12 protein-coding genes are annotated in these 12,881 nt (G+C 65.4%); 6 read left to right on the top strand and 6 right to left on the bottom strand.

Features of this window, described 5'->3' with window-relative positions:
• Positions 1-61 precede the first annotated feature (61 nt).
• The 6 genes from WIF35_RS16175 to WIF35_RS16150 all read right to left on the bottom strand — a co-directional run bounded on the left by WIF35_RS16175 (position 62) and on the right by WIF35_RS16150 (position 5,573).
• Positions 62-1,327: a CmpA/NrtA family ABC transporter substrate-binding protein gene (locus WIF35_RS16175; RefSeq protein WP_412479248.1), complete on the bottom strand. Its 1,266-nt coding sequence runs from the start codon at positions 1,325-1,327 to the stop codon at positions 62-64.
• Between the two features lie 299 nt (positions 1,328-1,626).
• Positions 1,627-2,202: an ANTAR domain-containing response regulator gene (locus WIF35_RS16170; protein WP_412479247.1), complete on the bottom strand. Its 576-nt coding sequence runs from the start codon at positions 2,200-2,202 to the stop codon at positions 1,627-1,629.
• Between the two features lie 17 nt (positions 2,203-2,219).
• On the bottom strand, positions 2,220-2,591 hold the full coding sequence (locus tag WIF35_RS16165; RefSeq protein ID WP_412479246.1) for a sirohydrochlorin chelatase: 372 nt from the start codon (positions 2,589-2,591) through the stop codon (positions 2,220-2,222).
• A gap of 60 nt (positions 2,592-2,651) precedes the next feature.
• On the bottom strand, positions 2,652-3,512 hold the full coding sequence (locus WIF35_RS16160; protein ID WP_412479245.1) for a hypothetical protein: 861 nt from the start codon (positions 3,510-3,512) through the stop codon (positions 2,652-2,654).
• Positions 3,505-4,854 (bottom strand): aspartate aminotransferase family protein, encoded by a 1,350-nt coding sequence (locus WIF35_RS16155; protein WP_412479244.1) that lies wholly within the window; start codon positions 4,852-4,854, stop codon positions 3,505-3,507. Before WIF35_RS16155 ends, WIF35_RS16160 begins: the two co-directional genes overlap by 8 nt.
• Positions 4,851-5,573 (bottom strand): FCD domain-containing protein, encoded by a 723-nt coding sequence (locus WIF35_RS16150; protein ID WP_412479243.1) that lies wholly within the window; start codon positions 5,571-5,573, stop codon positions 4,851-4,853. The genes WIF35_RS16155 and WIF35_RS16150 overlap by 4 nt, the downstream gene beginning before the upstream one ends.
• 184 nt (positions 5,574-5,757) lie before the next feature.
• Between WIF35_RS16150 and WIF35_RS16145 the strand changes: the two genes are divergently transcribed.
• Genes WIF35_RS16145 through phnX form a run of 6 tightly spaced genes read left to right on the top strand, consistent with a single transcriptional unit; the run spans position 5,758 to position 12,852 of the window.
• The gene (locus tag WIF35_RS16145) at positions 5,758-6,789 is read left to right on the top strand and encodes a putative 2-aminoethylphosphonate ABC transporter substrate-binding protein (RefSeq protein ID WP_412479242.1); all 1,032 of its coding nucleotides are present in this window, start codon (positions 5,758-5,760) and stop codon (positions 6,787-6,789) included.
• Positions 6,790-6,835: 46 nt separating this feature from the next.
• Complete coding sequence (locus WIF35_RS16140) at positions 6,836-7,900, top strand: putative 2-aminoethylphosphonate ABC transporter ATP-binding protein (protein WP_412479241.1); 1,065 nt, start codon at positions 6,836-6,838, stop codon at positions 7,898-7,900.
• A complete protein-coding gene (locus WIF35_RS16135; RefSeq protein WP_412479240.1) occupies positions 7,900-9,597 on the top strand; it encodes a putative 2-aminoethylphosphonate ABC transporter permease subunit in 1,698 nt (565 codons plus the stop codon). Before WIF35_RS16140 ends, WIF35_RS16135 begins: the two co-directional genes overlap by 1 nt.
• Before the next feature lie 26 nt (positions 9,598-9,623).
• Positions 9,624-10,754 carry a 2-aminoethylphosphonate--pyruvate transaminase gene (locus WIF35_RS16130; protein WP_412479239.1) on the top strand — a complete coding sequence of 377 codons (1,131 nt, stop codon included), beginning with the start codon at positions 9,624-9,626 and terminating at the stop codon, positions 10,752-10,754.
• Between the two features lie 16 nt (positions 10,755-10,770).
• Positions 10,771-12,015: an NAD(P)/FAD-dependent oxidoreductase gene (locus tag WIF35_RS16125; RefSeq protein WP_412479238.1), complete on the top strand. Its 1,245-nt coding sequence runs from the start codon at positions 10,771-10,773 to the stop codon at positions 12,013-12,015.
• A gap of 24 nt (positions 12,016-12,039) precedes the next feature.
• Complete coding sequence (gene phnX / locus WIF35_RS16120; RefSeq protein ID WP_412479237.1) at positions 12,040-12,852, top strand: phosphonoacetaldehyde hydrolase; 813 nt, start codon at positions 12,040-12,042, stop codon at positions 12,850-12,852.
• Positions 12,853-12,881: the final 29 nt, after the last annotated feature.

Below are 12,881 nucleotides of genomic sequence, written 5' to 3'. Positions count from 1 at the left end.
CTCCTAAGCAGGCACCGCCCCCTGCCGAAGCAGGGGGAAGTGGCGACTCACTCGACTGAAATCAGGCCTTGACCTTGAAGCCGTCGGCGTACTTGGCCGGGTCCTTGCCGTCCCAAACCGTGCCATCGATCATCTTGCTGCTACGCATGTCGCTCTTCGGCAGCGCGACGCCGGCGGCAGTAGCGCCCTGCTTGTAGATGTCGATACGGTTCACCTGCTTGGCCACCTCGAGGTACTTCGGGTGATCCTTGAGCAGGCCCCAGCGCTTGTGCTGGGTCATGAACCACATGCCGTCGCTGAGGTAGGGGAAGTTGACCGTGCCGTCGTTGAAGAACTTCATGTGGTTCTTGTCGTCCCAGCTCTTGCCCAGGCCATTCTGGTAACGGCCAAGCATGCGGGCGACGATGACCTCGGTGTCGGTATTGACGTAGGACTTCTGCGCAATGGTCTCGGCCGTCTTCTGCTTGTTCGCCAGCGAGGCATCGATCCACTTGCCGGCATCGAGAATGGCGGCGACCACGGCACGGGCCGTGTTCGGATTCTTCTGCACCCACTCGGCGGTGGTGCCAAGCACCTTTTCCGGATGGTCGGTCCAGATGTCCTGCGTCGTCACGGCGGTGAAGCCGATGTTGTCCATGATGGCGCGGTTGTTCCACGGCTCGCCGACGCAGAAGCCGTCCATGTTGCCGACGCGCATGTTGGCGACCATCTGCGGGGGTGGCACGGTGATGGTCTTGACGTCCTTCATCGGGTTAATGCCCTGCGCCGCCAGCCAGTAATACAGCCACATGGCGTGCGTGCCGGTCGGGAAGGTCTGGGCGAAGGTGTATTCGCGCTCCTTCTTGGCGATCAGCTTGGCCAGGCTCGGGCCATCGATGGCGCCCTTGTCCTTCAGCTGGTTCGACAGCGTGATGGCCTGGCCGTTGTTGTTCAGGCTCATCAGCACGTTCATGTCCTTCTTCGGCCCGCCGATACCCAGCTGCACGCCGTAGATCAGGCCGTACAGCACATGGGCAGCATCGAGTTCGCCGTTCACCAGCTTGTCTCGCACCGAAGCCCAGGAGGCTTCCTTGGACGGGATGATCTTGATGCCATACTTCTCATCGAACTTGTTGACCGCGGCCATCACGACGGAGGCGCAATCGGTCAGCGGGATGAAGCCAATCTTGACTTCCTTCTTTTCGGGGGCGTCCGAACCGGCGGCCCATGCGCCGCTGCGAACGCCGGGAGGAACCATGGCCATCAGAGATGCTCCCAAAGCGGTAGATACGAAATCACGACGAGAGAACGACGGAGTTGCTTCCGGTGCCAGTTTCTTGTCTTCCATTGCTTGCTCCTAGATCACGAGAATCAAAAAACAAAATGGGCGTCTCATCCTGGCTGCCGGTATTCGGCAGCTGGGATGGACGCCCTTGTCCTGTGCGCTGGCTTTCGCCCCACGCTCGCCCGGCCGCCTTTGACCGTGCGTTTTGATTTCTCTATTGCAACGGCCGTGCCAGGTGTAGTTCAAAAGGATTAGTTATTTATAACTACTTTGTTTTCAAGCACTTGGAGAACAATTTCAACCCAGGAGGCATGCACTGTTGCAGTGCAAAAAACAGTGCATCCGCACAATAACGGTGAGCGTCAGAGCAGCACCTTGGCCATGTCGATGACGTCCTTCGCCACCTTGGCCATGGTCTGCCCACGCTCCATCGCCAGCTTGCGCATGGCGTGATACGCCTCTTCCTCATCCAGGCCACGCGCCTTCATCAGCACACCCTTGGCCTTGTCGACCAGCTTGCGGTCAGTCAATTTCTTTGAAATATCCTCGAGTTCCTGGCGTAGGGCCAGGTTGTCCTCGAACTGGACGCGCGCCACATCGACGATCGGCTTGATCCGCTTCGGATCGAGGCCATCGACGATATAGGCTGAAACGCCCGCCTTGACGGCATCGCGGATGGTTTCCTGGCCGTCTTCCTGGGTGAAGATCACCACCGGACGCGGCATGTTGCGGTTCATCGCCGCCAGGTTTTCCAGCGTATCGCGGCTGGGGCTGTCGGTATCGATCAGGATCACATCCGGCTTGAGCTTCTCGACCTCTGAGGTGAGATTGGCTGCATCGGCCAGGATGGCGGCGACTTGGTAACCGGCAAGCGCGAGTCCGGCGCAGATTTCGCCGGCTCGGGTGCGGGATTCATCGATGACAAGTACGGTAAGCATGCCTGCCTACCAGCAAATTACAGGCCAGCGAATTCCAGAGCTGCGGTCGCCATCGCCTGGACGACGATTTCGTTCTCGCCGATGGCGCCGCTCAACGAAAATTCGACACCGGGATGCTGCTGGCGCAACTGTTCGAGCAACTCCGGCACATCCCGTTTCAGGTGACCGCCCTGCGCGATGAACATCGGCAGCACAACGATCTTCCGCGCGCCCTGCGCGATCACGCCATTGACGCAATCAAGCAGCGTCGGCGCCATGAACTCCAGGAAAGCCAGTTCCACCGTCACACCCGGCAGACGCTGACGAATCTCCGCCTGAACGCGGCGCATCGGGTTGGCCCACTCGGGATCGCGGGCACCATGGGCAAAGAGAACGAGAGCGGTAGTCACTTGAAGCAGGCCATTTCGGTTGCAGAGCGACTGATGATACTGCCGATTCCTACGAGCGAATCAAGCCTTGATCAAGAATATCCCGAGCAGGACGGTGCAGCCGGCAAGCACACCGGTCCGCAAGCGCCCCTCGCGGAAAACCAGATAGCCGATCAGCACCGCCAGCACCACCGAGCTCTCGCGCAAGGCGGCGACCATCCCGACCGGCGCCTGCGTCATCGCCCACAGCACGATGGCGTAGGCAGCGGTCGAACACAGGGCACCGAGCAGGCCGATAGGCCAGCGCCGGCGGAAGTAAGCCAGCATCTCGCCTCCATGACGGCGGTAGCCGAGCGCCAAAGCGATCCACGGCTCCAGCGCAAACAGGCAGCAGGCATAGGCCAGCGGGTTGCCCGACTGACGCGCGCCGATGCCATCGACCAGCGTATAGGCGGCGATGGCCAGGGCGTTCTGCAACGCCGCCCGACTCGCTGGGTGACTGATCAGATGGCGCGGCGTCTGGCCGCCGGCAAAGCCGATGCCCAGCACGCCGGCCGACAGGCACAGGATGCCGAACCAGCCCTGCGCCTTGGGCATTTCGCCGAGCATCGGCACGGCCAGCATGGCGACCAGCAAGGGCGGCACGCCGCGCATCAGGGTGTAGCTCAGGGCCAATTGCCCGCCGTCGTAGGCGCGCATCAGCCAGACGATATAGACGGTGTGGATGGCGGCCGAAGCAAGCACGTAGGGCCAACTCGCCGGGTCCGGCAAGCCCAGGATCAACACGGCCGGGATCGCCAGCAGGCCGCTGCAGGCATGCAGCAACAGGGTGTACAAACCCTTGTCGCCAGCGCCACGGATCAGCGCATTCCAGCCGGCATGCAGCAAGGCCGCCCCGAGCACGGCGACCACGACACCGCTGGCCATGCCGCTTTCAGGCATGGCTCTCGGCGGCGACGGCCTCGATCAGCGTGTTCAGCGCCCAATCGAGATCGCTCTCGGCAATATTCAAGGGTGGCGCCAGCACCAGTACGTTCCCCTGCCCGACCTTGAACGACAGGCCGGCACTCAGGCAGCGATAGAGCACGGCCTCGGCCAGATCGGCGGCACTACGTTCGCCGACCGCGCACAGTTCGACACCGATCAGCAACCCGGCACCGCGCACCTGGGCAATCGCCGGCAGCGTCGCCTGCGCTGCTGCCAGCTTGGCGACAACCTGTTCGCCGAGGCGGCGACTGCGCTCGAGCAAGCCTTCTTCCTCGATCACCTCGAGCGTCGCCAAACCGGCGGCGCAGGTGATCGGGTTCTTTTCATGGGTGTAGTGCCCGAGCGAGATCTCCTGCCCGACATCGAACTCACCCCGCGCCACCAGCGCGGCCAGCGGCAGGCTGCCGCCGCCCAGGCCCTTGCCGAGGACGACCATGTCCGGTTCGATGCCATAGCGTTCGATGGCGTAGAGGTAGCCGGTGCGGCCAAGCGCAATCGGAATTTCGTCCAAAATGAGCAGTGCACCGTGGCGGTCGCAGGCGGCCCGCAAGCGATGGAAGTAATCCGGCGGCGGAATCTGCACGTCGGTGCAGCGGATGGTTTCGACGACCACCGCCGCCACGTCGCCTTCCTTGCCCAGGCAATAATCGATGTAATCGGCACAACGTAGCGCGCAACTGCCGCCGCAGCCGAAGACGCAATGACCGGGATCGTGTGGCGGCACGTGTTCCGCCCCCGCTAGCAACGGCCCGATGCCGCGCCGGAAGACAGCCTCGCCGCCGAGCGAGATGGCATCGAGCGAAGCACCGTGGAAGCTGTCCCACATCGAGATCGTCTTGTGTCGTCCGGTGACCAGGCGCGCCAGCTTGAGCGCCATGCCGATGGCCGACGTGCCGCCAGGCGCAAACAGGAGCTTGGCATTCGGCATCGGGGCCGCCTGGCACAGCCGACGTGCCAGTTCGATCGCCGGTTCGTTGGTATAGCGGCGCGGGCTGAACGGCAGCGTGGCCAGCGTTTGCTGGATGGTCGCGACGACATGCGGATGGCCGTAACCGACCTGGTGCAGGCTATTTCCGTGGAAATCGAGAATACGTCGGCCCGCCGCATCGATCAGCCAGCTGCCCTCCGCCCCGCGCAGCGCATTGAGGCAGGGCGTGGACATCGACTGATGCAGGAACCAGCGTGAATCTTCCGCCAGCATGGCCTGCGTCGTCGGATCGATGTTGGCCGCCTGCCAAAGGCGCCGGCGCTCGCCGAGATTGACGTCGCCTTCGCTGGCGTCGGCGATAGGTTTCACGCGGCGTCCTCGTGGCCAGCATGATCCTCGGCATGAATTTGCAGCATGCGCTGGCGGCCGCCTTCGGCGTGGCGATAGAGCAGTTCTGCAGCCAAGCTGCCGTCGCCCTGGGCCAGGCTATCGACGATGGCGCTGTGCTCGTCGGCGAAATTGGGAATGGCGCGCGGCGCCAGCAGGTTGCGCCGGCGGAACAGCGCCAATTGCTTGACGATGCGGCGATAGACGTCGATCAGGCAGGCGTTTTCCGTCATCGCGACGATCTGGTCGTGAAAGGCCAGGTTCAGGCGGTGGAAGGCATCGACGTCGTTCTCCTGCGCGGCCCGCTGCATGTCGTCGCCGTATTTCCGCAGGCGCTCGATCTGCGCCGGCGTGATCTTGCCGGCGAGCAGGCGTCCGGCGGTGGCATCCAGCCCGGCCCGCACCTCGTAGATCGCCGCCGCTTCGCCGATATCGACCTCGCGCACGAAGGCGCCGCGGTTCTTCTCCTGCCGCACCAGGCCCGACTCCTCCAGCATGCGGAAGGCTTCGCGCAGCGGCCCGCGCGACACGCCGAAGCGCTCGGCGATGGCCATTTCGTTCAGTTTGCCGCCCGGCTTGATCTCGCCGGACAGGATCATCTTCTCGACGGCCTCGGCCAGCAGGCGGGTCAGCGAGGCGGATTGGACGAGCGCCAGCATCTTGTCGGGCTCGTTGGCGGGATTGTGCAGATCGGTGGGCATGGTGGGCGACGGTTCCGAATGAGATTCCGAACCTATTCTAAACATTTTTGAAGACATTAGATTGTAAACAATCTGCAATATACAAAAGCTAGGATGTTCGACAGTCTAGTAGCCGCTCATGTCAATTCGATGACAAGACGGCCGCCGACCCAGCTACCCCAACCCCATTCTGGAGGAATGTCCGATGTCCCTGAAGCTCATCGCTCGCTGCCTGGCCGCCGCCGGCATCTCGGCCGCGCTCTGCCTGCCCGCTTATGCCGACAAGACCGTACTCAATGTCTACACGGCGCTCGAAACCGATCAACTGAAGGCCTATCAGGAAGCCTTCAACAAGTCCTACCCGGACATCGAAATCAAGTGGACGCGCGACTCCACCGGCATCATCACCGCCAAGCTGCTGGCCGAGAAGGCCAAGCCGGTCGCCGACGTGATCATGGGCGTGGCCGCCTCCAGCATGGTCGTCTTCGACCGCGAGCAGATGCTGCAGCCCTACGCGCCGGCCAACCTGAAGGCGATCAACCCGCGCTACCGCAATGCCGCCGCCGTGCCCACCTGGGTCGGCATGGACGTCTGGGGCGCCGCCATCTGCTACAACGTCGCCGAGATGCAGAAGCAGGGCCTGCCCCGCATCGAAAGCTGGAAGGACCTGCTGAAGCCGGAATTCAAGGGCAAGATCGTCATGCCCAACCCGAACTCCTCGGGCACCGGCTTCCTCGACGTCACTGCCTGGCTGCAGACCTTCGGCGAGAAGGGCGGCTGGGACTACATGGACAAGCTGCACGAGAACATCGCCGTGTATACCCATTCCGGCTCCAAGCCCTGCGTGATGGCCGGCAACGGCGAATTCCCGGTCGGCATCGCCTTCGAATACCGCGCCAACACCGTGCGCAGCAAGGGCGCCCCGATCGACATCATCTACCCGAAGGAAGGCCTGGGCTGGGATGTCGAATCCATCGCCATCGTCAAGGGCACCGACAAGCTGGATGCCGCAAAGAAGCTGGCCGACTGGGCGAGCACCCGCGAAGCCAACGAGCTGTATGCGAAGAACTTCGCCATCACCGCGATTCCGGGCATCGCCACCCGCCTGAAGCACGTCCCGACCGACTACGAGCAGCGCCTGGTCAAGAACGACTTCGTCTGGATGGGCAAGAACCGCGACGCCATCCTCGGCGAATGGCAGAAGCGCTATTCCGCCAAGTCCGAAGCCAAGAAGTAATCACCTCCGCCCCGGCTCCGGCCGGGGCGCCAACCTGGCAATCCGCATGGCTCATCTGGAAATTCGCGCGCTGCACAAGCGCTTCGGTCAGTTCACCGCCCTCAATGACATCGAGCTCGATGTCGAAAAAGGCGAATTCGTCGTTCTGCTCGGCCCCTCGGGCTGCGGCAAGACCACTCTGCTGCGCACCATCGCCGGCCTGGAGTTCCAGGATGGCGGCCGCATCGTTCACGCCGGCCAGGATATCTCCCGCCTGCCCGCGGCGAAACGCGATTACGGCATCGTCTTCCAGTCCTACGCGCTGTTTCCCAACCTCAGCGTGGCCGACAACGTTGCCTACGGCCTGCGCGCCAATCGCCACAACAAACACCTGATCGGCCAGCGCATCGAGGAAATGCTGGCGCTGGTCGGCCTGCCCGGAACGCAGGAAAAATACCCGGCCCAGCTCTCCGGCGGCCAGCAGCAGCGCATCGCCCTGGCCCGCGCCCTGGCCACTTCGCCCGATCTGCTGCTCCTCGACGAACCGCTGTCGGCGCTCGACGCCATCGAACGCGTCCGTCTGCGCGGCGAGATCCGCAACCTGCAGAAGCGCCTCGGCGTCACCACGTTGATGGTCACCCACGACCAGGAAGAAGCGCTGGCCATGGCCGATCGCGTCATCGTCATGCAAGGCGGCCGCATCGAACAGGTGGGCGATCCGAAATCCATCTACAGCCAGCCGGCCAACGCCTTCGTCGCCGATTTCATCGGCCGCGCCAACGTCCTGGCCGGTACCGCTGGTGGCGACGGCACGGCCGATTTCGGCGGCCTGCGCTTGCGCTACAACGGCCAGGCCGGCAGCGGCCCGGCCCGTTTCTATGTCCGCCCCGAGGATATCCGCCTGTGCGAAATCCTCGATCACACGCGCAATTCCTTCTACGCGCAAGTACGCAAGGCGGAATTCCTTGGTTCCTACTCGCTGGTCACTGTGGTACCCGACGCCGCCCCCGCCCTCGCGCTGCAGGTGCAATTCGCCACCAATTACCTGCGCGGCCGCGAAATCCACCCCGGCGCCCTGCTCCGCCTGGCCATCCCGCCCGACACCCTGCTGCCCTTCCCGGAAACTGCCTGATGCGTGCCGCCACCCTGACCGGCGATTCGTTGATCGACCGCTTCGCCGGCAAGCTTCCGACCCTGCTGATCTGGCTGGCCGCCACGCTGCTCGCGCTCTTCCTGCTGCTGCCGCTCGGCGCCCTGCTCATCGGCAGCGTGCGCGACAACGCCGGGCAATGGGGCGTGGCCCGTTTTGTCGAATTCGTCGACACCCCCGGCATCGCCACCGCCATCGCCAACACCTTGCGCATCGGGCTGGCGGTCACGGCCATCACCGTGCCGCTCGCCTTCCTCTACGCCTACGCATTGCAGCGTGCCTGCCTGCCCGGCCGCGCCATCTGGCGCACGCTGGGCCTCGCGCCGCTGCTCGGGCCGTCGCTGGTCGGCGCGCTCGCCTTCATCCAGTGGTTCGGCAACCAGGGGCCGCTCAAGTCCTGGCTGCTCGGCAACAGCGTCTATGGTCCGATCGGCATCGTGCTGGCCACGGTGTTCGCCGCCTTTCCGCATGCCTTCATGATTCTCACCGTCGCCCTCGGCACGGCCGACGCCCGGCTCTACGAAGCGGCCGACTCGATGGGCGCCTCGCGCTGGCGCAAGTTCGTCACCATCACGCTGCCCAGCGCCAAATACGGCCTGATCAGCGCGGCCATGGTGGTTTTTGCCTACGCCATCAGCGATTTCGGCATTCCCAAGGTGATCGGCGGCAACTACCAGGTGCTGGCCGTTGAAATCTACATCCAGGCCGTCGGCCTGCAGAACTTCGGGCGCGGTGCCGTCGTCGCGCTGGTTTTGCTGCTGCCGGTGCTGCTCGCCTTCATCGTCGACTGGCAACTGCAACGCCGCCAGCAGGCCGGCCTGAGCGCCCGCTCGGTGCCCTACACGCCGCGCCCGGACCGCCGCCGCGACTGGCCGCTGTTCGTCTTCTGCCTGGCCATGGGGCTGGCCATGCTGGGCGTAGTCGGCATGGCCGCCTACACCTCGCTGGTCCGTTTCTGGCCCTACAACCTGGAGATGAGCTTCGACCACTACGTCTTCGGCCTGGGTGAAGCAGGGGTGCTGGAGGCCTATACCAACAGTTTGAAGATGGCGCTGCTCACTGCACTCTGCGGCACGCCGCTGATCTTCTTCGCCGCCTGGCTGCTCGACAAGACGCCGGCCGGCAGCGGCCCGGTCGGCGCCGGCATCCGCGCCATGGCCGCGCTGCCGATGGGCGTGCCAGGACTGGTGCTGGGCATCGGCTACATCCTCTTCTTCAACCACCCGGACAACCCGCTGAACGGGCTGTATCACACGCTGACCATCATGGTCGCGGCCAACGTGGTGCATTACTACACCTCCTGCCACCTGACGGCGCTGACCGCCCTGAAGAGCCTGGACCGCGAATTCGAGGCAGTCTCCGCCTCGCTCAAGGTTTCGCCCTTCGTCACGCTGTGGCGGGTGACGCTGCCGGTCTGCCTGCCGGCGGTGCTGGAAATCGCCCGCTACCTGTTCATCAACGCCATGACCACGGTGTCGGCGCTGGTCTTCATCTACTCGCCGCAGACCCTGCCGGCCTCGGTTTCCATCCTGAACCTGGACGAAGCCGGCGAGTTGGGCGCGGCTGCCGCCATGGCGACGCTGATCGTGCTGACCACGGCCGGCGCCAGCCTCGCCTATTCCCTGATCACCCATCTGCTGTTCAAGCGCCGCCAGGCCTGGCGCGGCCTGCGTCGCTGAACGCAATAAAACACTTCGGAGAGAACATGAACCTGATCGACCGCGACCCCTTGCTCCTCACCCCCGGCCCGCTGACCACCTCGCTGCGCACCAAGCAGGCCATGCTGCACGACTGGGGTTCCTGGGATGCCGCCTTCAACCGCATCACCGGCGAGGTCTGCCAACAACTGGTGGCCATCGCCCACGGCGAGGACAGCCACGTCTGCGTGCCGCTGCAGGGCTCCGGCACCTTCTCGGTCGAGGCGGCGCTCGGTACGCTGGTGCCGAAGGGCGGCAAGGTGCTGGTGCCGAACAACGGTGCCTACTGCGCGCGCATCCTGAAGATTCTCGGCGTCCTCGGCCGCCAGGCGGTCGAGCTGCCTTTCGCCGAGGATAGCCCGGCCGACCCGGCCGCCATCGAAGCCGCCCTGGCCGCCGACCCGGCGATCACTCACGTGGCGCAGGTGCATTGCGAAACCGGCACCGGCATCCTCAACCCGCTGGCCGACATCGCCGCCGCCGTGGCCCGCCAGGGGCGCGAGTTGATCGTCGATGCGATGAGTTCCTTTGCCGCCCTCGACATCGACCTGCGCAGCACGCCGATCACCGCCCTGATCGCCGCCTCCGGCAAATGTCTGGAAGGCGTGCCCGGCATGGGCTTCGTCATCGTCCGCCGCAGCGCCCTCGAAGCCGCCGCCGGCAATTGCCATTCGCTGGCCATGGACCTGCACGACCAGTGGCAATACATGCAGAAGACGACGCAATGGCGCTTCACTCCGCCGACCCACGTCGTCGTCGCGCTGCACGAGGCCCTCGCCCAATACGCCGAGGAAGGCGGACTGACCGCCCGCGGCGGCCGCTATGCCGCCAACTGCCGCACCCTGGTCGACGGCATGCGTAGCCTCGGCCTCGAACCCTTCCTCGACCCGGCCGTGCAGGCGCCGATCATCGTCACCTTCCACGCCCCGGCCAGCCCGGCCTACGACTTCAAGACCTTCTACGCCAAGGTGCGCGACAAAGGTTTCATTCTCTATCCGGGCAAGCTGACCCAGGTCGAGACCTTCCGCGTCGGCTGCATCGGCGCCCTCGACACCCACGACGTCGCCAAGGTGGTGCACGCCGTCGGCGCCACGCTGCGTGAAATGGGCGTTTTGGTCACTGCTGCGGTGCACGGCTGAAAAAGGCAAAAAACCGATGCAACGCGACATCCTGATCGTTGGTGCCGGCATCTTCGGCGCCAGCATTGCCTTCCACCTCGCCCGCGCCGGCCTCGGCGAGCGCGTGCTGCTGCTCGAACGCGGCCAGCCGGCCGGCGGCGCGACCAGCCGCGCAGCCGCCCTGCTCACCCAGGTGCGCGACGACCCCGCGCTGATCGCCCTGGTCCAGGAAACCTTCCGCGCCATCGCCACGCTGGAAGACGAATTCGCCGAGGACGTCGGCCGCCGCACGGTCGGCGCCCTGCACGCCGGCCCGGCCACGCAGGCCGACGCCTTGCGCGCCATCGCCGCCCACGCCGCTCGCTTCGGCATCGCCGGCGAGTGGCTGGAAGGCGACGCCGCCCGCACCGCCGTGTCCCGCCGCGCCCCGTGGCTGGCGCCCGAGCAGGCGGCCTGCGCCGTCTTCTTCCCGGACGAATGCTTCGTCGAGCCCTACCTGTTGTCCACCGCCTACCAGCGTGCCGCCGGCCAGCTCGGCGTCAAACTGAGGCTGGATAGCGACGTGTGCGCCATCCGCCATGCCGACGGGCAGACGCAGAGCGTCGAGTTGACCGACGGCACGCTGCTGCCGGCCAGCATCGTCATCAACGCCGCCGGCGCCTGGGCCAACCTGCTCTCGGTGCCGCTAGGCCTGCCGCTGCCGATGGCGCCGGTGCGCAGCCAGTACTGGATCAGCGAGCCGGCCGAGTGCTTCCCGCGCGACGGCGCCATCGTGCTGCTGCCGGAAATCCGCGCCTACGCCCGGCCGGAAGTCGGCGCGCTGCTTTTCGGCGTGCGCGAGAAGACCCCGGTCGCCGCCGACCCGCGCACGCTGCCGGCCGACCTCGCCGGCTTCGTCTTCGACCCGGACGACGCCGAAGGCTGGAACAACCTGGCCGAAGGCGCCGACTACCTGCTGCCCTATTTCCCCAGGCTGGAAAGCCTGGGCATCGCCCACTACATCACCGGCCCAAGCAACTACACGCCGGACGGCCGCCTGATCCTCGGCCGCCATCCCGACATTGGCGGGCTGTTCGTCGCCACCGGTTGCAACGGCAACGGCATCGCCTTTTCCGGCGGCGTCGGGCGCTTCATCGCCGACCTGGTGTGCGACCGCCCCGGCTTCCTGCCGGCCGACCTCGCCGCCGGCTTCGCCCCGGCGCGGGTCGGCCAATTCGATCCCTTCTCGCCCGAATTCCTCAACGCCTGCGCCGCCACCCGGTCGAAAAAGCGCTCGGGCTGAACCCACTATTTTCCCGGAGACAACATGTCCGACAAGCAACTCGCCGCAGTGATCTTCGATTGGGCCGGCACCCTGGTCGATTTCGGCTCCCTCGCCCCGACCCAGATTTTCGTCGACGCCTTCGCCACTTTCGGCATCACCGTCAGCCTCGCCCAGGCCAGCGGCCCGATGGGGCTGTCCAAACGCCACCATATCCAGTCGCTGCTCGCCGTGCCCGAAATCCAGCAGCAATGGCAGGCCAGGTTCGGCCGCCCGTCGAGCGAAGCCGACATCGACGAAATCTACGAACGCTTCATGCCGATGCAGATCGCCAAGGTCGGCGAATATTCCGCCCCCATTCCAGGCGCCATCGACACCCTCGCCGCGCTGCGCCAGCGCGGGCTGAAAATCGGCTCCTGCTCGGGCTACCCACGCCAGGTCATGGAAGTCGTGCTGCCCTTGGCCAAAGCCGCCGGCATCGTCGTCGACCATGCCGTGGCCGGCGACGAACTACCGGCCGGCGGCCGCCCCGGCGCCTACATGGCGCTGGCCAACCTGCTCGCCCTGGCCATTCCCGACGTGTGCCGCTGCGTCAAGGTGGACGACACCCGCCCCGGTATCGAAGAAGGCCGCAACGCCGGCATGTGGACTGTCGGCCTGGCACTCTCCGGCGCCCCGGCCGGATTGACGCCCGCCGCCTTTGCCGCCGCCACTCCGGCCGAACTCGACGCCATCCGCCAGCGCGTTCGCACCGAACACCTGGCCGGCGGCGCGCATTACGTGATCGACAGCGTGGCTGATTTGTTGCCGGTGCTGGATGACATCGAGCGGCGGCTGGCGGCGGGCGAACGGCCGTAAGCGTCTGAGGTGCACCAGCCGGTTTTTGC

This window comes from Azonexus sp. IMCC34839, assembly GCF_047047955.1.
Lineage (GTDB): Bacteria > Pseudomonadota > Gammaproteobacteria > Burkholderiales > Rhodocyclaceae > Azonexus.
This window is presented reverse-complemented; position numbering and strand designations above follow the sequence as displayed.

Coding starts and splice junctions, on each gene's coding strand:
- WIF35_RS16175 (WP_412479248.1), bottom strand. CDS start 1,327: ATGGAAGACAAGAAACTGGCACCGGAAGCAACTCCGTCGTTCTCTCGT.
- WIF35_RS16170 (WP_412479247.1), bottom strand. CDS start 2,202: ATGCTTACCGTACTTGTCATCGATGAATCCCGCACCCGAGCCGGCGAA.
- WIF35_RS16160 (WP_412479245.1), bottom strand. CDS start 3,512: ATGCCTGAAAGCGGCATGGCCAGCGGTGTCGTGGTCGCCGTGCTCGGG.
- WIF35_RS16150 (WP_412479243.1), bottom strand. CDS start 5,573: ATGCCCACCGATCTGCACAATCCCGCCAACGAGCCCGACAAGATGCTG.
- WIF35_RS16145 (WP_412479242.1), top strand. CDS start 5,758: ATGTCCCTGAAGCTCATCGCTCGCTGCCTGGCCGCCGCCGGCATCTCG.
- WIF35_RS16140 (WP_412479241.1), top strand. CDS start 6,836: ATGGCTCATCTGGAAATTCGCGCGCTGCACAAGCGCTTCGGTCAGTTC.
- WIF35_RS16135 (WP_412479240.1), top strand. CDS start 7,900: ATGCGTGCCGCCACCCTGACCGGCGATTCGTTGATCGACCGCTTCGCC.
- WIF35_RS16130 (WP_412479239.1), top strand. CDS start 9,624: ATGAACCTGATCGACCGCGACCCCTTGCTCCTCACCCCCGGCCCGCTG.
- WIF35_RS16125 (WP_412479238.1), top strand. CDS start 10,771: ATGCAACGCGACATCCTGATCGTTGGTGCCGGCATCTTCGGCGCCAGC.
- phnX (WP_412479237.1), top strand. CDS start 12,040: ATGTCCGACAAGCAACTCGCCGCAGTGATCTTCGATTGGGCCGGCACC.